This is a genomic window from Blautia sp. MCC283 (assembly GCF_018785565.1).
In the GTDB taxonomy this organism is placed as follows: domain Bacteria; phylum Bacillota; class Clostridia; order Lachnospirales; family Lachnospiraceae; genus Blautia_A.
Window position 1 is genome coordinate 187481 of sequence record NZ_WQQB01000024.1, and the last position, 20570, is coordinate 208050.

Below are 20570 nucleotides of genomic sequence, written 5' to 3' on the forward strand. Positions count from 1 at the left end.
GTTAAGCCTCCTCGACGAATTCCTCATTAATCATATCTGATTCAATTTTTCCATCCATGATACGAACCACCCGTTTGGCCTGAGCCGCGATTCCATTATCATGGGTGATCAGGATTAACGTTTCTCCGGATCTGTGCATTCCCTTCAGAATCTCCATAATTTCCCTGCTGGATGCAGAATCCAGATTTCCGGTAGGTTCATCCGCCAGAATTACAGGGGGCTTGGCCGCAATCGCTCTTGCAATGGCCACACGCTGCTGCTGTCCGCCCGACATTTCGTTTGGCTTATGATCCATACGCTTCTCAAGTCCGACTTTTTTGAGGGATTCCACAGCAAGCTTTCTTCTTGTTTTCCGGTCGATCCCACGATAGATAAGAGGAAGCTCCACATTTTCTATTGCGGTAAGATTCGCGATCAGGTTAAAACCCTGAAAGATAAATCCGATCTCTTTATTTCGAACCACCGAGAGATCATTATCTTTCATTGTGGATACGTCTGTTCCATTCAGATAATATTTCCCGGAGGTGGGAACATCCAGACAGCCCAGCATGTTCATAAATGTAGATTTTCCGGAACCGGACTGTCCGATAATTGCCACAAATTCACCTTTATGTATTTCCAGATTCACATGATCCAGCGCCCGCACTTCATTTTCTCCGGGATTGTAAACTTTGCACAGATCCACTACCCGTACCAATGCTTTTTCCATAATTAAACTACTCCTTCTAAAGTAAACCAGTCTCAGGCAAGCTCTATCCACTGCTTATTGCTTTTCGCAACCCCGCAGGGGACTTACTTGATTTGGTTAAAAAATACAGAGCGAAGTCTGCAGGGGATACTGCTGTTTATCGGCGGAATGATCCGCACCCAAACAGCAGCAGGCAGACTGCTCTGTCCTTTCCGGGAAAACCCCGCTCATTGATCTGTAACGAAAAGATCACCGGAATGTCTTCAGAACTGACGCATTTTTATGCATCAAGTAAAAATGCCTTATACGCTTTATATGCCTCATACACGTCCGCCTTGCTGGTAACTTCCCACGGAGCATGCATACTCAGCACAGCCACGCCACTGTCAATGACTTCCATTCCGTAAAGCGCCGCAATATAAGCGATGGTTCCGCCGCCGCCAAAATCGACTTTTCCAAGCTCTGCTGTCTGAAAAGCGACATCATGATCATCAAAGATCCTGCGTACTCTCGCCACATACTCTGCATTGGCATCGTTGGAACCGGATTTTCCTCTTGCTCCGGTGAACTTGTTGAGAACAATACCGCGTCCCAGATATGCTGCGTTCTTTTTCTCAAAAGCCTCTGCATAGGCCGGATCATAACCTGCGCTCACGTCAGAAGAAAGCATGCTGGAATTACGAAGTGCGCGTCTCAGGGCAAGCTCGGAATAGCATCCCATTCCATCCAGAAGCTCTGCCACACTGTTCTCAAAAAATCTGGACTGCATACCTGTAGCACCAACGCTTCCAATCTCTTCCTTATCTACAAGGAGACAACAGCCGGTACGCTTCGGTGTCTCTTCCATCTCCAGCATTGCCGCAAGGGAAGTATAGGCGCATACGCGGTCATCCTGTCCGTATGCCGCGATCATACTGCGGTCAAGTCCACAGTCTCTGGCTTTTCCTGCCGGAACGATCTCCAGCTCTGCGGAAAGAAAATCTTCCTCTTCAATACCATATTTCTCATTCAGGATATTCAGAACATTCTGTTTCACAGCATCTTTTTTCTTATCATCCGGAAGATCCGCAAGAGGTCTGCTGCCGATCAGGATATCCAGATTCTCGCCCTCAATAACCTCAGCCGCCTTCTTCTGGAGCTGTTTTCCGGAAAGGTGGATCAGAAGATCAGTGATGTAAAGTACCGGATCTTCCTCATCCTCACCAATGCTGACCGCCACAACACTGCCGTCCTTCTTTGCAACAACACCATGCATGGCAAGTGGAAGTGTCACCCACTGATATTTCTTCACACCGCCATAATAATGAGTATCCAGATAAGCAAGGTCTGTATCCTCATACAGCGGATTCTGCTTCACATCCAGCCTCGGTGAGTCAATATGTGCACAGAGAATGCTCATGCCTCCGGAAAGTTCTTCATATCCTACATGAAACAGAGCAATAATCTTCTTCATTCCTACCGCATAAACCTTATCACCGGCTTTGATCTTCTCGCCTTTTTTGATCTTGGACTCAAGGGATTCGTATCCGGCAGCTTCTGCTTCCTTCACGATCTCTGTGACACATTCACGCTCTGTTTTTCCTTTATCCAGAAATTCTCTGTAGGCTTTCGCAAGCTTCTCCATTTCTGCCTCTTCTGCTTCCTTATAGGAGAGCCACGCATTTCTTCTTTCCATCTTCATGTTCCACCTTTCTTTATAATTTCTGACAGATACCGTTTCTCATCATATTATCTGCAATCTGTCTACTATTATAGGTCAAACACTTATGAATTTCCACCGCAATTGATATTCTTTACAAAATCTTTATGATTCGTTATAGTAGTTCTTAAGAATTGGCCCTGTCTGACCTGGCCAGGGCAAAGGAGGAATCAACATGCAATCATCTGCTCAGTTAAAAGAGCTTCTTCACAGCATCAACCGCAAAAGCTATCCCGCATACAAGTCCCTGCGGGGGGCATACCAGTTTGACCGTTATATTTTATCCATTGACCACGTACAGGGAGATCCTTTTGCCTCTCCGTCTCACATCAGCGTGAAACTTTCCCACCGTGACACCGGATTTCCGGGAGAATATTACAAGGATTCCCTGACCCGTATCACACTGGGAGATTTCCTGAACCGACAGTTTGAACAGCAGGTAAATCATTATACCTTCCGTGCAAAAGGATCCGGAAAAAGCGGCCTGATCTCAGTCAGTCACTGTGGTCAGGAGGTTCTTGCACGTACCGCCTGCGAGATTACGGAAAAAGGCATCACTGCCCGTTTTTTCATTGGTTTCCCGGCCAATGGCAGAACCATCAACTCCCCCGAACTGGAAAAAATCCTCTTCGATTTTCTCCCGGTCTGCGTGCATAAAGCGTTCTTTTACCGGAACCTTGATGCCGACCGTCTGAAAGAAGCGATCGAGCTTGCCGAAGACCAGGAATATATCCGCCGGGAACTTGCGAAGCGTTCCCTGGCTGCCTTTGTAAACGATGGGGCCATCCTTCCCAGGGAAAGCGGCATCTCTTCCCGCCCGATGAAAAATTCCGTTCCCTTTGTTTCTCCGGAAAACCTGCGGATTTCCATGGATCTGCCCCACAGAGGAACCATCACAGGCATGGGCATTCCCTGCGGCATCACATTGATCGTAGGCGGCGGCTACCATGGCAAATCTACCTTGCTTAACGCACTGGAACTGGGTATTTACAACCATATTTCCGGTGATGGCCGTGAATACGTCATTACCGATTCCTCTGCCCAGAAGCTCCGCTCTGAGGATGGCCGTTTTATCAAAGACGTAGATATTTCTCTTTTTATCAACGATCTTCCAAACAAAAAAGACACCCTCTGCTTTTCTACAGAGGATGCCAGCGGCAGCACTTCCCAGGCTGCCGGGATCGTGGAAAGTATGGAAGCCGGAAGTAAAGTGTTTCTTCTTGACGAGGACACTTCTGCCACCAACTTTATGGTACGGGATTCCTTCATGCAGCGTGTGATCTGCAGGGAAAAAGAGCCCATCACTCCATTTCTGGAACGTGCACGGGATCTCTATGAAAAGGCAGGGATCTCCACCATTCTGGTTGCAGGAAGTTCCGGAGCATTTTTCCACATTGCGGATACTGTGATCCAGATGGATAATTATCATCCCGTGGATATCACAGAAATTACCGGAAAGCTCTGTCAGGAATATCCTCTCTCAGACGTTGAAACACCTGCGTTCCGTCTGCCGGAAAGCCATCGCATCATGACCAGGTCCAAAGCGGCTCCATCCCGCCACAGCCGTCCCGGACAGCCGGAAAGACTGAAAACCAAAGTTCATGGCAAAGACGGCTTCTCTCTTGGAAAAACCGAAGTAGACCTCCGCTATGTGGAGCAGCTGATCGACTCCGAGCAGACAGCATCTCTGGCATTGCTTCTGAAGTATGCCTGTGAACATCTCATCGACGGAAAACGTACTCTGCCGGAGATCGTCACTTATCTGGATTCCCAGCTGAAAAAACAGGGATTATCATTCTTCTCGGAAGGAAGTTATATTTCATGTGGTTATGCCATGCCCCGGATCCAGGAGATCTATTCCTGTTTCAACCGTTACAGAAGACCGTAACTGCCCTCTGCATCCACACGACCAGTAATCTTAACAAAACAAAAAAACGTTGCCGGTTAACAAACATTGGAAACTTTTATCTCCTCTGTCATCCGGCAACATTTTTCTGTAAATCAAAACCACCGTCCTGTCGGCTCTGTCTTGCCAACGGAACGGTGGTTTATCTTCATACATATTTTAGGGAAAGGAAAGAGTTTTTCTTAAGAGCTTCTGTTCTCTTAAGATGTTTATATCATACAGGATAAATGTGAGAGAAATTTGTACAATTTCTAATAAATTTATAAATTTTATTAAGAAACTACAAAAAACCTTGATTTTAAGCCATTCTTACGAAAGCAATCAGCGTTTTACCCCAATTATTACCCCAATCCGCTCATTTTATTCTAAAAAAGGAGCAGCAGTCATAAAACTGCCACCCCGATAAATCCATTCTCTATCTGCTGCATTTCCTGTTGCTTTGTATTCGGAAGAACATGAGCATATAAGTCCGCAGTCATGGCCAGGCTGCTATGTCCTAAGATTTTCTGTAGCGTCTGCATGTTTCCGCCCTCTTCTACGTACCGTGTTGCGAAGGTATCTCTGAAAGCATGGTGCGTAAACCTTTCGATTTCTATACCCTGCTGCCGGAGCCGCTTTAAAACGTTATCTATAGCAGATGATACCGTGGATGATGCTATTGCCTTAGCTCCATTACTCCCGATAAAGATATTACTATCCATCTTTCTCGCATGGATTTCCCCGTAAACCATGGACATTTTGGTTTTCTGCATCTGCAAGATTTTTTTTATTGTGTCATTCATAGGAATATCGCGATTACTGGTATCTGATTTTGGCAAAGTCTCCTCAATACCGCCGCCCTCTTTCCAGCTCACGGTCTTGTTTACCCGGATCACATTGTTGATATAATCTATATCCTGCCACTTTAAAGCCGTGATCTCATTAAGCCTCATTCCAGTACACAAGGAAAAACAGAAAAACTCATATAACCATTCCGTCTTGGCTTCTTGTATAAACGCCTGCTGCTCTTCTCTGGTTAATGCTCTGTGAATAGTCTCACTCGCTTTTGGCCGGTCATCCTTCCTTAATGGTTTCACACTGGCAGCAGGGTTCTTCATAAGGATTTCATCATCAACAGCCGCGTTCAACACCGTTTTCAGCAGTACTATAACACCATTAGTCATGGATGCACTCAGCTTCTTTGATAAATCCTGCTGCAATTTCACCACTGCACGCTTTTCTATTTTCTGAACCTTAATTTTTCCCAGTACTGGTTTGATATGGTTATTGTACTTCGACCGGTTTATTTTAATGCTGCTGTCCTTGATCGTTCCTCTCCGGGACTTCTCCCATTCATCAAAATATGCGTCCAGTGTTATATTTTTGTTGGAATTATACAGACCTGCCTTAATTTCCTCACGGATCCTGAGCTCATTCTCCGCACATTCCTTTGTGCTACGACCATAGGCACTGTATCTCTTGCCCTCCACGGTAAAACGCTTTTCGAATAAACCATTTTCTTTTTTTCGCATTCCTGATGGTATTCTTGCCATTATATCACCTGTCTTTCTATTGGCAATAGGGCAGCAATCCGCCGCCCCTGATTGTCTTATTTAATTCCCAGAAAGCTACAAACAAATCTGAAAATTGTATATGTTTGGTCATGATCTGCTTTCTCTAACAGCTCTATGAGTTTCTTTTTATAGTCCATATTAATATCCTCTATTTTTTATTACTCTGGCAATGAATCTATAGAAGAACTCAAGCAAGCTATCGTCATTTATTTCCTGAAGCATCTGAACAGCTTCTTTCTTGTAATCCATCCTATGCCTCCCTCAGGTAAAGGTACTCTAATAACTTATATACCTGTTTAAATGTCTGTTCTGTTTTGACTTTATCTAACAGTGTGATGATTTTTTTCTTATAATCCATATCTTCACTCCTAACTTCCCATTAATCCATTTGTAAAAGAATCTATACATTTAAGATGTCTTAAATCACTTATCATGAAAAGCTTTGTTATAATAAAATACCTCTTCCAGTCTTCTTTGCTTAAAATAGAATTTTCATCAGTCATGACAATTTGGAAAAGTTTGGCTACTTCATAGGTAAGCTGCAAAGACTTTTTATTTTTGTTGGCCTTAACAACTTCTGCAATTGCTTTTCTGCAAGGAACCTGAGTTAATGTGCATTTCTTCATCATTCTTCCCCCTCGCTTAATTTTTTCATGTATGCATAAGCACACCTCAATAATCTTTCATTTTTTAATTTCAACGCACACTCAATAATTCCCTGGCGATACATGTATCTATCTGCCAGTCCTGCACATATATCAAGATTTTCCTGCAAATCGTCACGTTCTTTCTTAAGATCTGCGATAATCTCTGTTGCAAGAGCTGTGCTTACTTCTTCTGTCTCCTGTGCCGGAACACCTGTGGACTGCATCACTTCTGTTTCTTCTGATATTCTTAATGTTTTTTCTTTACTCATGCTTCATTCTCCTCTCGTTCTAATTCGTGTACATAATCACATACTTTAGCAGATATAAATCCACTCAAAAAAATTACAAGAACGTCCATTACTGATATCATACTTTCGTTCCTTTCTTTTGTTGTCTGAGGGGAATGAGTATGTTATAATACGCACAGCCCCTCAATTTTGCTGAATGTCGGGTTACTTTGCCCCTATCGGAGTACCAGTCCGGTAAGGGCTTTTTTATTAAATTGCTTCTACCTGAGACTTTCCAAAGAAACTGGCTTTGTATGTTGCCCCGTCTCCTCTGCTTCCCCAGATCAGAGAACATCCGAATAATGCTGATGCTCCATGCTTTACCTTATAACCAAGCTCTTTCCACTTAGCAAAGGTATTGGTTTCCTCTGCGATTCCTGCTGCATGTTTCGCATCTTCGATTCTCTTTGCATTGATTTCTTCTGCCTTTGCAGATAACCATGCTCTGTGAAGTGCTTCTGCAAAGCTGATATTCTTTGTCTTGCGGTAAACTTTCCATGCTTTCAACATGATCTTGCTGAGATTGTACTTCATATTGCTGTCCTCCTTTGCTTTTCAAGGTCCCTCAGCCCTTCAAGCATCTTCCTGACTATTGATATGCCCTATTGCGATTCTCACAGGTATATGGCTTGAAGTATTGGGGGCTTTCGGCTCTCCCAGCTGTTGTCTGTTCCCTTGAACTGATTATAGTATATTATATCGTACCCAATATATCAATGGGCATACCATACAATATTGTACCCGATATATTTTTATTATTTTGTGCAACTTGTATATTGTACCCAATAGTAATATTCAATATAATTAAAGTACTTATATCAAACTTTTCAGAAAGAAGGTGCAACATGTCAGACGAAAGTAAAGTAAGTAAAGCTCAACAAAAAGCAGTTGCCAAATACATGAAAAACAATTACGATGAAATCAAAGTTCGTGTTGAAAAAGGTAAACGTGAAATTATAAAAGCGGCAGCAGAACAGGCCGGTGAATCCTTAAACGGCTACATCAAAAAGGCGGTAGATCAGCGAATGGAACGTGACAACGCATAACTAATATTATTCACGAAAGGATGTGCTCTCATGGCAAAACGTTTATACACCTTTGATGATATTATGAATCTGCCTGATTTTATCCGGGTAGAATTGATTGACGGTGTAATTCATACAGACGACTGGACAGATCTGGAGGTTGATGAGGAAGTCTTTCAGAATCCACCATCTGAAGATCATCACGTTACCTATCGTCTTTCCATCGTAAAAAAATAAAACAATACCTGATATTTTACTGTTCTATTTGCATAGGAGGATTCCATGAGCCTTTTCAATAAAATTAAAAGTGTTTTCAATTCATCATCCGATGATGTTCCTGATGCTCAAACCATCTATTTCAAAAATGGAGAGATGTACAAAGTATATCCCACTGATAAAGAAAGCTGGTACGATGCCAGATATCTGGTTTCAGATGGGGTAAAATATGATCTGGAGAATCTGGACGATTTAAAGCGCATTCCTGTACCAAAATTCCCAGCACATCAAAATATAATGGAGGGATATGGCGTTACTGGAAATTTAGATTATGTTTTAAGGATGAAAGCCGGAAGCTTTTATAATCGCAAAGATAAAATAAGATGTTCAGCCTGTTTATGGAAATGTACTGAATTAATGTTTGCTCATCCTTTTTTATCTTGGGACGAAAGCCACTTTTACCGGATAGTACAATGGCACGTAGAAATGGGAATGTTTGACGAAGCTGACAAGGCTGAGAAATATATATATTCCGTACTTGATCATGATGCAAACTATCAGCAATTGATCAATCATATAAAAGATAATCCTGAATACATAAAACAGCAGGAGGCATTTCATAAGAAAAATTCGATGCGTAAAGAATACTATCATATTTTTTATGAATTACCTGAACTAGCTCCCAAATCTTTTAGCGCTTATAGTAGAATGAAAAATGCTCAAACAAAAAATTTTCTCAAACTTAAAGATCAAGCAATAAAACATGGGATTTCAATAAGCTAAAACTGAATATAGTATATTTATCCAGGCAGCCAGTAGAGCGGCTGTGGTTCCCTGATCCTGAGCCTTGACAGGAGGGAATGCTTATGAGCGATTATGAGATTTTTATGATCATTCTGACGACAGCCAGCTTAATTGTATCTATCCTTACATACACACATAAGAAATAGCCGCCCTGCTCTCTGGTAAAGAATAGGCGGCTACGTCTTAAACATATATCTTGCCAGGACGGGGAACCTTGACTTCCCTTACTGGCTGTCTTGATAAGTATATTATATGCCAGCTTCAGGAATTTGTCAATTTACTATAAACTGCTGCCTTATTCATTCTTCAATATGTTCTTCAGCTTTGTTTTTCTTTCTTAATGCTTCTTTCCCCCTCCAAACATGTCCTGTTACCTCATAAACTTTTCGCGGTGATACAATGTACGTAATCCGGCTACCTGAAAGGCTTTTTGCTGGCTTGTTGTTCTGGATAGCTACTCCAATCGGAAGCCATCCGTATACGATACCGGCTCTAATAGATGCTGCTGGAATACCAATTAGCTTGCTCGCATCAGCTACGGATATGCCCTCTGATGAGAACTCCGGCATCTGCGGTATTCCTGAGATGATTCTCGCCACTTCTGCGGCGAATTTATGTATTTCTGCGTTTTCTTTGATGTAGTCGTCAACTGCACTCATATTTTGCTTCTCCTTTCTATACTGCTTCTAAATACGCCAAGTCTTTCACCGTCTCAAGGCGTTCCTTGCAGTCTTTATATATTTCCTGATAATGTTTCCCTCGCATAATTCCCAGATCAACCTCATGCAAAATGATATTTTCCATTAAAGACAGGTTATTAAGCTGCATCACCGTAGCTTCGTCCCTTTTATTGATTCCTGCCATTTTATTTGCCAGCCTGGAATAAGTCATGTAAAGCATTTCTGCATGGCTGCTGCCCTGTCCCTTTGCATACTCAACAAGTTTCTGGATTGTATCGGTTTCTGCTTTTCGAGTAAGCTTTCCTGCTTTTCGGGTTTCAACCCACATTTGAGTAGATTTCTCACGGATAAAGTTCTCCATCTGATTAAATGCCCGGATATACTGCAATTTCCATTCAAGAGCCTCTTTTCCAGTAAAGCCCATTGCTAAAAGAGAAAAGCCATCACGATTCATATAAAATTTTCTATATGATTGCCCGTTACCAGATTTGTAAGAAGAAATCTTAAACATTATTTTCACAGCTGAATTTTCAGCAATGAGATTATCAATACTCTGCAAAACATTTTTATGTTCTTTTCCAAACTTCTCAGCCACCTGCAAACTATCACACACAGCTTCATCATTCTTTAAATACACAAGTTCGTTCATACTACACGCCTTTCTTTAGCTATATCCAAAAATACCATCTTATTCCATTAATTTATTAATTTCTCACCGCTTCCTCACCGCTTCGATCAAATATATCGACTGTTAATCGACAGTTCAAGCACTCCCTGTTCTCGCCGCCTTTTTTACCATTCTTCACGGCTTCCTCACGGCTTCATTCTCAACAACACTCCTTAAAATAGTGAAAAACTCCTTGAACCGTAGGTTCGGCAGCAGGATTTTTATTAACTACCAGCATCACCGCTTCTACTGTTTTATCGGCTCATTTAGCCTTTTTATTTGCTCTCCCTTACAACTTTACCTCTAACACTTTGCAAGCGTTTCTTGCCCTGTTTTATCCTTGTGTTACTGTATTTTCAGACCTGTTCTGTCTCAGTCTTTCTCCCATCTGCTGCCGCTGTTCCTCTGTGTACTGCCTTGGCGGAGAAATCCGGATCCAGGCTACCGGAACATGAGCACAAATGCTTCCGTCCTCGTTATCTGCAATGATCTGGCAATCTTCCGGGTGCTTCTCTGCCAGCTTGCGGATCACAGACTTATACCGACCCTGTGAGAATGATAAGGTTGCTCTGGTATCATTGGTCATAAATTCAATTACATTTTCGTTACATCCATCCATAAAAATCTCCTTTTCGTTTTGTTCGATAATATTTACAGTCTTATTTCTCGGAGTTCGCTCGGGGTTCGCTCTAACGCATTTTACTCTTTTAGGGACTCCGAAATCTCCGAATATCTACGTGCGCGTAATCGTGTCAACAAACTCTTTTACGTGCACATTATCGTGTCCACGAATTCCCATACTCCCGTCATTTTTTGTCTAAAAATCCATCAATTTGTAATCATCTTTAATATCATCAGGCAATCCCTTGAAAAGGAAATTCTGAGGCAATCTTCGCAGTGCTCCAATAATTTCAAATCGCTGTTCACTCTCCAACATAGTTTTTATTTCTGGATATTCTTCAACATTCTTTGTATACCATGACTTCTGTTGTGGCGGAGAATACCGGGGATCATCACGCACATACAGGAACAGCCACTCTATACACAGGCTCATTGTAAATTGAACATACACCCCACATTCGTAATAATATTGAGCTATCATTAATGCATCATGAAGTGTAGTTGTTATCTGCTCTGGTTTCTGATAATGTCCCTCTGGATAATATTTCACGATACATTCATCTTTTATAAAACTCCATGGAGCTATGGATACAAACGGAGCATGATCCGCCTGCACTTTCATTACCATCTGAGCTCTTTGGTATAAAGCATCAAGCCTTTTAATCAACGGACTTCCCATAATTCACCACCGCCTTTAAATATGCAAATCCTTTGTCTGTTTCTTCGTCCCACTATGCCCCTGTGATTTCTTTCTGGCATTTTCCCTTTTGCAAGCTCTCAGCCACTGATGCAGTTCCGGCACACTCGTAGCTCTTATTGTTACACGCTTATTTCTTCTCGGCATTTAATATTCCTTTCTACCAAATCAAGCTTATACAATTCATGTCTCTATTATTTTTTTCTCTTCTGTAATTTCTGTTCCTGTTCTACTCGTGACATCAATTCTTCCATAGCTTCCAGACGTTCAATCATATCTACATTCTTTGTCCACTGAGAGCACTGTGACAATGCTGCATTAGCCGCGTTCACTCTGATCTGTGCCGGCACTTCCGTATCAGTAGCCGTATTGACCAACACTGCTGCACATTCTCCAAGTTTTCCCTGCAGGTATGCAATCGCTCCTGTTACGGCCTCGTTTCTTGCCTCAGAATACTTACGCTGGAAGCTGTCTGAATGAATCACAGTATAAATTGTAGGTCTGGGAATCTTCGTCTTTTTGGATATCTCACTTATATTTGGACACGTTAAAAATGCCTGTACTAATATGTCCTCACGTGCTTCTGCTGATATACCTTTTGCCATAGTAATCACCCCTAACTAATCAATGATATTTTCCAATACATAAAAACAGACGGTTTTGACAGGTTCTATTCCAACCTTTAGAACGGATATCTATTACATGCCTTTAATGCCTCCCGGAACACAGCCAGTGTTTTCTTCCGGTATGCATAGAAATCTTTACGATCAAGCGCAACAAACTTCTTTTTGTTCATCTTGTCATAGCTCATTCCAATTACGATACAGCAGTATATTTCGTCAACAATGTTTGGATACACCTCCGCTGCACACTGCAACAGCAATATCTTGTCCCGCATCTCAAGATTCTTGCAAAATTCACCCAATCTCTTATCTTCATCTTCTGAAAATCCATAATCTTCATAAGTCGCTTCTCTTGTAAGCATTGAATCCTCCCTGTATTTCCCCTGCCACACTTTCTGCATGACAGGGAATTATTCTATGCCATCTCAAACGGGTTTCTGCCGCTTGTATCTCGTCTCATCTGTGCTTCTTTCATCATCTCATCAAACAGTGTCCTGCGGTTGATCTGAGCCGTAAATCGGTAGCTTCCGCCGCCAGTCTGTCGTCCTGCTGTTTCTTCGCGGACGATCTTTCTGAGCAGAGCCTCCGGTGTCTCGATGTTGTTACCCTGTTTCTGATCGCCCAGAACTGCAAGGAACTCACTTCGAGGTGGGATGACTGCGCCTTTAGCCAGATACGGAACCGTCGATACTCTTGGTAAATTCATTGAGTATTTACCCCATCTCCGCTTCCCATCAGGGGTTGTAACATCGTAAGAAAATGTAAATGCCTTCTCAATACCGGAAAGAGAAGAATTAACATTGCTGATCGTGCTGTTAACCTTACTAACTACTTCATTCAGAATCCCTGCGATTCCTGTTACTGCCCCGGAAATCCCATTAATCAGATTATTGCTCATCTCATTTCCAATCGTATTCATATTTCTGGCAAGTCCATTTAAACTATCCTTTGTACTACGCACCATCTGAGTTATCAACTGGCCAATTCTCTCGCAAGCCTTTTCCCATTTCTTAGTCATTGTGTTATACTGACCTGAAAAATGGCTTTCCACAGTCTTCTGCATCTCGCCAAGCTTTAAATTGGCAGTCTGCTTCATTTTATCCAGATTTTTCTTTACTTCTGATGCCGAATTCCCCCAGTTTGTCACTGTGGTTGTATTCACACTTCCAGAAGCATCCTCTGCTGCTTTCTTTACTCCTGCAAGATTAGTCTCCGCATCCGTTTTCATTTTTCCAGTTGAACTACTTACTGTCTTCTGAGCCTCAACAATACTAGAATCAACACTGCTTTTTGTCGCCTGAGCTGCGGAAGGAAACTCCTGTGCCAGTTTTTTATTCAGCTCATCCAATGGGACTCCTGTTTCTTTCAAGGCATTATAGACAATATTAAAAGCATCCTGCGCATTGGCCGCTGATCCGCTTGTATTATTAAATACTTCTAAAACACCTCTGTATGTTCCTGCATACTCACTAGAAGATACACTGAGATCATATAGTACACTTCTGATTCCTCTTATTGATTCTTTCACAGTTATTGAAGATGTATCTATTGTGGAAGAGCTTTCAGAAAAACCTTTTCCCAGAGCTTGCACCTTACCTGTCATTTCTTCAACAAATGCACTTGACACTCCGGCTTGCGCTCCATATTGCTCAAGGATCTGCGTTGCTTTCTCAGCCGATACGCCATATTCGCCCAATTTCTGAACCATGCTGTCATACATCTCACTGTTTGACTTACCGGCAATCTCATCTGCTTCTACTAAAGCCCACAGTTCTTCTACCTGTTTGTTTGTAATTGCATGAGCTTCTCCCATCTTGCCAGCATAATCATGTAAGTATCCACCTGTCTGAGTTAAAATTCCGTTTCCGCCCTGCGCAGTTTCTACTAACTCAGCAATTTTCTTCGTAAGCATAACCGTTCCGGCAGTGACCAGTGTAATTGCACCGGCAGTCCCAACTAAAGAACCCAAAGAAGATGCAAATGTAGCAATGCCGGATGTAGATCCAGCAAGCGCACCATTGGTCAGATTAGAAATATTTCCCGCTAATGTCTGTACTGATTCCTCTGCAATCAGCTTCTTTCCAATAGTGGTAACAAGGAATTTTACCAGGCTTCCAATGCCCGTTATATCCGCAATCTTTACCGCGATAAACGCCTTACCCAAAAAAGCGGCTATTTTCCCTGCGGTTCCGCTTGCCTCCAAACCATCGAACAAACCACCCAGTGTCCGGGTAATCGCAGTTATTACCTGTTTCAGATGCTTCACCCAGTTGATCTGTCCCAGCATCTCACCAATCCCCTGGCCAAAAGCCTCCCAGTCTGTTTTTTCTGCCATATCAACCAGTGAACTGCATAAGCTATTCAGGAAAGCTTCCAGTTTGCGCCCATTATTCTTCCAGTCGAACTCTGAAATAAAGGTATTAATTCCTCCGGCAATGTTATTTACCAGACCTGTCCAGTCAAATCGCCGGGTAAAGCTGTACAATGTGGTAAATGCTCCATTCAGGCCAGTTGCTAGCGTATCCGCTATCTCACGGAAGGAAATCCTTGAACAGATTCCGTTAAGACCATCCGCTATCGCTTTTCCGATTTCTGAAAATGGCAGATTATGTACCATTCCATTAAAGATATCCCAGGTAATCATAAACCGGTTTGCTATGAGCTGCCCCAGATTATTCCAGTTGACTTCTTTTACTAGTCCGGTAATTCCTTCTGCGAATTTCTTTCCCAGATTTTTCCAGTCTATTCCTGTTATCAGCAGGTTTAAGGTATTGACAATCGTATTGATTCCCGCGCCGACAGTCCGTCCTAATAATTTCCAGTCTACATTATCAACCAGGCTGTTAAATGTTCGGGTAAAAGCATCGCAGAATTTTGTTATCTTTGGACCGACCTTTTTCCAGCTGATTGCTTCATAGACTTTTTTAAGCCCCTTATTTATTCCACTGGCAATATATTTCCCAAGGCCTTCCCAGTCTTCCGATTTGATTAATTTCTTAATCTTATCCGCAATTCCTTTGATCGAATTAGCAACAGGAACCTTCTTAAACATCTGTGCCGGTGTAGGTGCTGTATACCCTCCGGTATCTCCTATGCCATTTCCATCTGCTGCCGAATCATCATTTTTATTTGATGTATACCGTTGGATTTCATCAAGAGTAGAAAGATATCCTTCTGTTTCTTTATTGGTTTTTTTTGTACTTTTAGCCGCCTGGTTTGTATTTTTTGAAGTCTTTTCCAGTCCTGCCGCATAATCTTCCTGCACTCCAACGGCTTTTACAAAAGTATCCTGTCCGGTTAACGCTGCTGCAAACATTCCCACATAAGTAATTGCACGTGATATCATATCAATAAATCTTGACATGATCGGAGCTACCACCGTGAGGACAGGTGCAAATGCTGTAGCAAACGAGTTCTTCAGCCTCGTCATACTGGACATCAAAGACGATATTGCTGAATTGGTACTGTTAGAATACTGTGCCAGATTTTCAAATCCACTTTTTACACCATCACTGACAGCGCTTATCGCCCGGGATACCCCTGAAAACAACAACGACATTCCCAGCATCCGGGAAAGGCTCATTCTCGACCGGTCCGTCTGCTTGTTCAGATTGAACATGTTTTCTACAGCCTTTTTCATCGCTGAGACCATGCTCTTAATCGAGGAACCGGCACTTCTCAATGCTGAACCCATATTCTTTACAACCATACCTACACGGGCAGCAGCCTTTTGAAGATTCTGCATAGCCTGTGCCAGCCGGTTGTTTTTCTGTCGGTATTCCTCAACCTTGTTTTTCAGATTATTGTATGATGAATACAGCCTTCCATTTATACGTTCCAGCTTCTGTGACTCCGTATTATACCTCTCGGCTGTCCCCTTATACGCATCTGTTGATGTAGGATCCACATAGGCCCTTCCAGTTGCCTGCATCTTTTTCTGTTTCCGCTGTAACCGGTCAATATCTGCCCAGATACCGTCCATCTGTTTGTCAAGTTCCTTAAGCGGTGCAGAATCTATCGAAAATCCCATATCAAGCCATTCACTCTGTTTTGTTTCAACTTTTTCAAACTCATCTTCCAGAGCTTTTATATCGTCTTTGAGCTTTTTATATTCTTCTGTCTCGATTCTGACCTTGTTCAGTTCTTCGAGCTTTGATTTTAGCTCTGATACTTTACGTTCCTGCTTCTCGTAGTTCTGATACAGGTCCGTTATCGCTGTTATCTGCCTCTGGAAAGAACTTTTTGCTGAATCGCCCATCTTCGATACCTGCGCGGATATCCTGGTCATTCCAGCCTTTACAGCGTTCATTCCTTTCGACACACCGCCGGTATCTATCCTGGTATCAATGATAATTGAACCATCTGCCATGTTATATCTGCCTCCAAACTATTTGAGGTTCGGGCACTGAATCCTGTTTCCAATGCCGTTATATACTCAGGACCATCCCGTTACCAGGACAGCCCTGTTATGTAGCTACGCTTCGGCTACTTCTTTCTTTGCGTATTTGTCAGTATACTTTTTTATCCTTTTCTGCTGCGCCTTCTCCCTTGCATCCAGCTCTTTTTCGATGATTCCACCAATTACAGTGATAATCTGCTCTGCAAAGGTCTCTCCGCTTTCCAGGACTGTAAACGGACTGGTAATCTTGAAGAAGCTCTCTGATACAGGAGCACCAAACAACAGATCAATCTTCTCCCCGGCTTCCTTTTCCAGATCTGGAAGAATTTCCTCGAAGTCTTTGTCCTTGATTTTGTCATTGATTCCAGTAAAAAACGCTGCTGCCTCTTTATACCTCTTTAAAATACCTGCATCCGAAGGAATAAATCTGAACACGCCCAGATCATTTCCGTCTTGATCAGTAATCTGGTATGTCTTCGCACCGGTCTGAACTACTACTTTCTCCATTAATCCTCATCCTCGCTTTCCTGCTCTTCTGCTTTCAGCTGTTCTTCCAGCTCGTTAAGTTCTTTGATATTATCCATGCATTCAATTGCTTTATCCGCTGTAGCTTTCATGGAATTACGTACCTCATCACTTTGAACGAAATCCGCATAAAGCTCTCCGATATGTCCAGCCGCATTAGCCAGAGAACTAAATACCCCCTTCTGCAACCTCATTCTTTCCGTGTATAAACGTCTCTGATCTGAAATCTGTTTCTTTCTTCCCATGTCACTTACCTCCATTCTGTCTGTTATAAATCGCTGCCAGCTCACACACAATCACAAATAACAAAAGACCAATAACTACCACCAAAATCACCTCCGCAACAATGAAATATTACCTGTTATATATATTTTACCATCAAACCTGACCACAGTTGTGGTACATGTTTACCACAGTTTGCACCATTTTCCATATCGTGATATGATCTTTAATGGCAATAATCCCATATTATTACTTTTTTATACTGGCAACCGGATTATTTCTTTTGGCTTTGTTTTCCAGATCTTTTGCTACTGCTAAAAGAAGGTCCTCACACAACCGGGAATGATGATGATTCTTCCGTAATACTTCTATCTCTTTCACCACTCCCTGCCAGTATACATCGTCTTCAGGTCTGCCCAGAGGATACAGCTTTTTGTATAACCTCCAGCAGTCCGTGAAGATGTCATATATCTGCTTTAATTCTTCTTTATCGTTCACTGGTTACTCCTCCGGCATGATGTATATCTTTTCTCCTGCTGCATACTTCTGAAGCATCTCCTCAAGAACTTCCGTTGCTCGCTCACAACTTTTGTATTCTGCTATGTACATTCTTCTTTCTCGAATAAAATATCCCTCTGTGCACGGCATTCTAAAATCAATGATTCTTACTTTATCCTGCGTCATTACTTTCATGGTTGCTATCCTTTCCGGCGGTAATTCGCCTATAAAATATATTTTCAATCAAACGGAATTTCCATTTGCTCCATATCTGCAACTAGCATAAAGCCATTTGAATCTGCTTCCCAACCATAAGGCTTCCTGAAATTATCCTTATCATCGCTTATTCGCTTTGATGCTTCGTCAAAATAAAGCTTGATAGCTTTTGCTCCTATCGCAAGCTTACCGGTTAAACGGTTCTTTGAAATTGTCAAAAGACGTTCATCATCGGGCAAGGTCTTGTCCCGCTTATAGGTCATCACGACGTCAACTTTGTTTGTAATATCTGAACTTCCGCTGACAACATCATTATCATCTGCGCCTAAACTATTTTTACGGGGATGTACAACCAAAATTACGGCCACATTATAGTTTTTTGAAATCTTAACCAGCTTATCAACAAACTTGCTTTGAGCCCTGTATAAGTCTATATCCAAACCAATATCAAGAGCGGTCATTAAGTTATCCAGTAACACCAGTTGGATTCCGTACTGTTGTATTGCCTTTTCTATAGTTGACAGCAAGTACTCCAATTCGTTGTCTTCCGTCGACTGGTTATCAAACAGATAAGCTCGTCCCCGATACCATTCAGAAATTTTGTGAACCTTGCTGTCCGGAATAAAATAATTTACCGATCCGGCCTCTCCTGCGCGATCGATTACGTTCTGCTGGCCTGCAATCTGAAAGTCCAACCAACGCTTGAAAAAATAATCGGGCAACTCTCCAGAGTATGCAAAAACAGATTTTCCGTTATCCAAAGCATTCGCCAGTATCTGGGAGCCAAGTGTACTCTTTCCGTCTCCTCTCTTGCCTGTCAAAATAACAGTTTGTCCCAAATAAATTCCACCAGATAAGACTTTATCAATCCCTGCAATCCCTGTTGATATCTTCGGAAGTGAAAATAAGTCCACTGCCTTAATATCGGCAATTTCTATCACTCGATCAATTAATACTGTTTTCGCCTGCTCAACTGCCCTACGAACTGCGTCTTTTCCATATTTGCGTAATAACTCATTAGCATCTTTGCACCCTCTATAGTCCTGCTGCTGAACTGCCTTAACAGTTCCCCTGAATCGCTTTCTCATTTCATCCAAAAGAGTAATTATCCCGTTTTCACAATCCCCGAACACAATTAACGTATCAAAATTTTGCATCCAGTCCCAGCAATAAGGAATCCATGTAAAACCATTTTTTCCAAAGGGAACAGAAACTGCATTTTCTATTCCAGATTCCGTAACTGATAAGCTGTCAAGTTGTCCCTCTGTGAGTATCAGGGTTTTATTGTCCAGATTACACTGATACATTCCAAACAAGATAGGTTTGCAGTTTGCTTCACACCATTCTTTCCCCTTGTCCACTGTCGGATTGAAGTCTGTTTTTCGGTATTTTATAAACTGCATATCTCCTTTTTCATCCAAGAAAGGGAATACCAGAATATTCTCATGTTTACTCTGAACCGTAATATGATATTTTTCTGCTGTAGCAGCAGTGATTTTTCTGCTTTCCAGATATGCAACAGCTTCCGGCTTAGGCTTTATAGGCTCCATCTTCTTAAACTGCCGAAATCTTTTCTGTTTTCCAGTTCGGTAATACGCATCTATGTCTTTTCCTAAACTGAAATAATCAAAGTCTCTGGCAAGCGTAACCATATTCCCCGAAACAGAACAGGAGGACCTGAGACATTTAAACTGTCCGGTAACCAAGCTAATAGAAAATGTCCCTTTGTCTCCATTTTTTCCGCCTCTGCAATACGGGCAGGACAGAAGCTGAAGTTCATCCCCCCTCTGTTTAGATTGGATTCCAGCAGCTCTGACAAACTCATAGGCATCTTCTTTCTTAAATTCGTAATACCTCATTTAGTCCTCACTCCATAAATCAATAGGTTTCTCTGTCGTTTTTTCTGCTGTAATCTCAACACGCGGTTCTGGTTCTTTGGCATAGTCACGCCATCTACTATTAAAAAATGTGGATCCATACATGATATATCTTTCTGCTGTTCCATTTTCCTGTATCTCCGCTATGTATGAATTAATAGCTCCAAGAACAACCTTTTCTCCTGCTTCATACAATTCCTTTTTAGCCTTTTGTGTCACGGCCGATTTCCCCAGCTTCCGTGGATATGTTCTCCAGACTTTTTCGAAGAAATCATCATAATATTTTTTATTTATATTTTTATTTTCTTTTTTTATTTTCTTGTGTGTCATTTTGACCACCGGTTCCGGTGACATTTTGACCACTACCCCAGTGACATTTTGACCACCAGTGACATTTTCGCCACCAGTACACCATTGTTCATAATTCTTGTTAAACATTAATTCTGCGGTAACACCTCTCTGTTCAGAATTGATACAAATAATAATTCTGTCTTGCTGAAGTTTCTTTAATGCTCTCTTTACGGCTCTTAAATCACAATTCCCCCATCTGGCTATAAAAGATGCTGACAGTTTATGTGATTTTCTATGAAATCCAAATGTATAGCGGAAGATACAACTAATAACTTTTAATTCTGTCCCATTAAGTGAAAATTTATAAAGATTATCCAATATTTCATTTGCTACTGCTGTATAACCATTTTCAATCTGCGGATTTGCCAC

The 20570-nt window shown here is 41.9% G+C and carries 23 protein-coding genes; 4 read left to right on the plus strand and 19 right to left on the minus strand.

The features are described from left to right. Window position 1: 1 nt before the first annotated feature. Together GPK81_RS08075 and GPK81_RS08080 are read right to left on the minus strand one after the other, a co-directional pair. Complete coding sequence (locus tag GPK81_RS08075; RefSeq protein ID WP_215706845.1) at window positions 2-709, minus strand: ABC transporter ATP-binding protein; 708 nt, start codon at window positions 707-709, stop codon at window positions 2-4. 259 nt (window positions 710-968) lie between these two features. Continuing rightward, window positions 969-2363 carry an aminopeptidase gene (locus GPK81_RS08080; protein ID WP_118071006.1) on the minus strand — a complete coding sequence of 465 codons (1395 nt, stop codon included), beginning with the start codon at window positions 2361-2363 and terminating at the stop codon, window positions 969-971. A 199-nt stretch (window positions 2364-2562) separates the two neighbouring features. Here GPK81_RS08080 and GPK81_RS08085 point away from each other — a divergent pair, with 199 nt between their 5' ends. After that, window positions 2563-4275: an ABC-ATPase domain-containing protein gene (locus tag GPK81_RS08085; protein WP_215706846.1), complete on the plus strand. Its 1713-nt coding sequence runs from the start codon at window positions 2563-2565 to the stop codon at window positions 4273-4275. A 401-nt stretch (window positions 4276-4676) separates the two neighbouring features. Here the strand turns inward: GPK81_RS08085 and GPK81_RS08090 are convergent, their stop codons facing one another. The 4 genes from GPK81_RS08090 to GPK81_RS08105 form a co-directional block, all read right to left on the minus strand. Next, entirely contained in the window at window positions 4677-5825 is a 1149-nt protein-coding gene (locus GPK81_RS08090; RefSeq protein ID WP_215706847.1) for a tyrosine-type recombinase/integrase, read from the minus strand. 389 nt (window positions 5826-6214) lie between these two features. Then, window positions 6215-6475, minus strand: coding sequence for a hypothetical protein (locus GPK81_RS08095; protein WP_215706848.1), 261 nt, complete (start codon window positions 6473-6475; stop codon window positions 6215-6217). Beyond that, window positions 6472-6762, minus strand: a complete 291-nt coding sequence (locus GPK81_RS08100) for a hypothetical protein (protein ID WP_215706868.1) — start codon at window positions 6760-6762, stop codon at window positions 6472-6474. Before GPK81_RS08100 ends, GPK81_RS08095 begins: the two co-directional genes overlap by 4 nt. Before the next feature lie 228 nt (window positions 6763-6990). Next, entirely contained in the window at window positions 6991-7314 is a 324-nt protein-coding gene (locus tag GPK81_RS08105; RefSeq protein WP_215706849.1) for a hypothetical protein, read from the minus strand. A gap of 311 nt (window positions 7315-7625) precedes the next feature. Here GPK81_RS08105 and GPK81_RS08110 point away from each other — a divergent pair, with 311 nt between their 5' ends. Genes GPK81_RS08110 through GPK81_RS08120 form a run of 3 tightly spaced genes read left to right on the plus strand, consistent with a single transcriptional unit; the run spans window position 7626 to window position 8804 of the window. Then, window positions 7626-7826, plus strand: coding sequence for a hypothetical protein (locus GPK81_RS08110; RefSeq protein WP_215706850.1), 201 nt, complete (start codon window positions 7626-7628; stop codon window positions 7824-7826). A gap of 30 nt (window positions 7827-7856) precedes the next feature. Continuing rightward, complete coding sequence (locus tag GPK81_RS08115; protein WP_215706851.1) at window positions 7857-8042, plus strand: hypothetical protein; 186 nt, start codon at window positions 7857-7859, stop codon at window positions 8040-8042. Window positions 8043-8087: 45 nt separating this feature from the next. Beyond that, window positions 8088-8804, plus strand: coding sequence for a hypothetical protein (locus GPK81_RS08120; RefSeq protein ID WP_215706852.1), 717 nt, complete (start codon window positions 8088-8090; stop codon window positions 8802-8804). Between the two features lie 320 nt (window positions 8805-9124). Here the strand turns inward: GPK81_RS08120 and GPK81_RS08125 are convergent, their stop codons facing one another. The 13 genes from GPK81_RS08125 to GPK81_RS08185 all read right to left on the minus strand — a co-directional run bounded on the left by GPK81_RS08125 (window position 9125) and on the right by GPK81_RS08185 (window position 20570). Next, the gene (locus tag GPK81_RS08125) at window positions 9125-9484 is read right to left on the minus strand and encodes a hypothetical protein (protein WP_118071012.1); all 360 of its coding nucleotides are present in this window, start codon (window positions 9482-9484) and stop codon (window positions 9125-9127) included. Between the two features lie 16 nt (window positions 9485-9500). Next, entirely contained in the window at window positions 9501-10142 is a 642-nt protein-coding gene (locus GPK81_RS08130) for a Rha family transcriptional regulator (RefSeq protein WP_330627615.1), read from the minus strand. 364 nt (window positions 10143-10506) lie between these two features. Further along, the gene (locus GPK81_RS08135) at window positions 10507-10791 is read right to left on the minus strand and encodes a hypothetical protein (RefSeq protein WP_215706854.1); all 285 of its coding nucleotides are present in this window, start codon (window positions 10789-10791) and stop codon (window positions 10507-10509) included. 198 nt (window positions 10792-10989) lie between these two features. After that, complete coding sequence (locus GPK81_RS08140; protein ID WP_215706855.1) at window positions 10990-11472, minus strand: hypothetical protein; 483 nt, start codon at window positions 11470-11472, stop codon at window positions 10990-10992. Between the two features lie 212 nt (window positions 11473-11684). Then, window positions 11685-12095 carry a hypothetical protein gene (locus GPK81_RS08145; RefSeq protein WP_215706856.1) on the minus strand — a complete coding sequence of 137 codons (411 nt, stop codon included), beginning with the start codon at window positions 12093-12095 and terminating at the stop codon, window positions 11685-11687. Window positions 12096-12172: 77 nt separating this feature from the next. After that, window positions 12173-12475 carry a hypothetical protein gene (locus tag GPK81_RS08150; RefSeq protein ID WP_215706857.1) on the minus strand — a complete coding sequence of 101 codons (303 nt, stop codon included), beginning with the start codon at window positions 12473-12475 and terminating at the stop codon, window positions 12173-12175. A 53-nt stretch (window positions 12476-12528) separates the two neighbouring features. Beyond that, window positions 12529-16482, minus strand: a complete 3954-nt coding sequence (locus GPK81_RS08155; RefSeq protein WP_215706858.1) for a hypothetical protein — start codon at window positions 16480-16482, stop codon at window positions 12529-12531. 105 nt (window positions 16483-16587) lie between these two features. Continuing rightward, window positions 16588-17019: a hypothetical protein gene (locus tag GPK81_RS08160; protein WP_174087598.1), complete on the minus strand. Its 432-nt coding sequence runs from the start codon at window positions 17017-17019 to the stop codon at window positions 16588-16590. Further along, window positions 17019-17282: a hypothetical protein gene (locus GPK81_RS08165; protein WP_118514511.1), complete on the minus strand. Its 264-nt coding sequence runs from the start codon at window positions 17280-17282 to the stop codon at window positions 17019-17021. The genes GPK81_RS08160 and GPK81_RS08165 overlap by 1 nt, the downstream gene beginning before the upstream one ends. Window positions 17283-17508: 226 nt before the next feature. After that, entirely contained in the window at window positions 17509-17757 is a 249-nt protein-coding gene (locus GPK81_RS08170; RefSeq protein ID WP_215706859.1) for a hypothetical protein, read from the minus strand. 3 nt (window positions 17758-17760) lie between these two features. Next, a complete protein-coding gene (locus GPK81_RS08175; protein ID WP_243037407.1) occupies window positions 17761-18000 on the minus strand; it encodes a hypothetical protein in 240 nt (79 codons plus the stop codon). After that, window positions 17997-19832 carry an AAA family ATPase gene (locus GPK81_RS08180; protein WP_215706860.1) on the minus strand — a complete coding sequence of 612 codons (1836 nt, stop codon included), beginning with the start codon at window positions 19830-19832 and terminating at the stop codon, window positions 17997-17999. The genes GPK81_RS08175 and GPK81_RS08180 overlap by 4 nt, the downstream gene beginning before the upstream one ends. After that, window positions 19833-20570, minus strand: a complete 738-nt coding sequence (locus GPK81_RS08185) for a replication protein (RefSeq protein ID WP_215706861.1) — start codon at window positions 20568-20570, stop codon at window positions 19833-19835.

Coding starts and splice junctions, on each gene's coding strand:
- GPK81_RS08075 (WP_215706845.1), bottom strand. CDS start 709: ATGGAAAAAGCATTGGTACGGGTAGTGGATCTGTGCAAAGTTTACAAT.
- GPK81_RS08080 (WP_118071006.1), bottom strand. CDS start 2,363: ATGGAAAGAAGAAATGCGTGGCTCTCCTATAAGGAAGCAGAAGAGGCA.
- GPK81_RS08085 (WP_215706846.1), top strand. CDS start 2,563: ATGCAATCATCTGCTCAGTTAAAAGAGCTTCTTCACAGCATCAACCGC.
- GPK81_RS08090 (WP_215706847.1), bottom strand. CDS start 5,825: ATGGCAAGAATACCATCAGGAATGCGAAAAAAAGAAAATGGTTTATTC.
- GPK81_RS08095 (WP_215706848.1), bottom strand. CDS start 6,475: ATGATGAAGAAATGCACATTAACTCAGGTTCCTTGCAGAAAAGCAATT.
- GPK81_RS08100 (WP_215706868.1), bottom strand. CDS start 6,762: ATGAGTAAAGAAAAAACATTAAGAATATCAGAAGAAACAGAAGTGATG.
- GPK81_RS08105 (WP_215706849.1), bottom strand. CDS start 7,314: ATGAAGTACAATCTCAGCAAGATCATGTTGAAAGCATGGAAAGTTTAC.
- GPK81_RS08110 (WP_215706850.1), top strand. CDS start 7,626: ATGTCAGACGAAAGTAAAGTAAGTAAAGCTCAACAAAAAGCAGTTGCC.
- GPK81_RS08115 (WP_215706851.1), top strand. CDS start 7,857: ATGGCAAAACGTTTATACACCTTTGATGATATTATGAATCTGCCTGAT.
- GPK81_RS08120 (WP_215706852.1), top strand. CDS start 8,088: ATGAGCCTTTTCAATAAAATTAAAAGTGTTTTCAATTCATCATCCGAT.
- GPK81_RS08125 (WP_118071012.1), bottom strand. CDS start 9,484: ATGAGTGCAGTTGACGACTACATCAAAGAAAACGCAGAAATACATAAA.
- GPK81_RS08135 (WP_215706854.1), bottom strand. CDS start 10,791: ATGGATGGATGTAACGAAAATGTAATTGAATTTATGACCAATGATACC.
- GPK81_RS08140 (WP_215706855.1), bottom strand. CDS start 11,472: ATGGGAAGTCCGTTGATTAAAAGGCTTGATGCTTTATACCAAAGAGCT.
- GPK81_RS08145 (WP_215706856.1), bottom strand. CDS start 12,095: ATGGCAAAAGGTATATCAGCAGAAGCACGTGAGGACATATTAGTACAG.
- GPK81_RS08150 (WP_215706857.1), bottom strand. CDS start 12,475: ATGCTTACAAGAGAAGCGACTTATGAAGATTATGGATTTTCAGAAGAT.
- GPK81_RS08155 (WP_215706858.1), bottom strand. CDS start 16,482: ATGGCAGATGGTTCAATTATCATTGATACCAGGATAGATACCGGCGGT.
- GPK81_RS08160 (WP_174087598.1), bottom strand. CDS start 17,019: ATGGAGAAAGTAGTAGTTCAGACCGGTGCGAAGACATACCAGATTACT.
- GPK81_RS08165 (WP_118514511.1), bottom strand. CDS start 17,282: ATGGGAAGAAAGAAACAGATTTCAGATCAGAGACGTTTATACACGGAA.
- GPK81_RS08180 (WP_215706860.1), bottom strand. CDS start 19,832: ATGAGGTATTACGAATTTAAGAAAGAAGATGCCTATGAGTTTGTCAGA.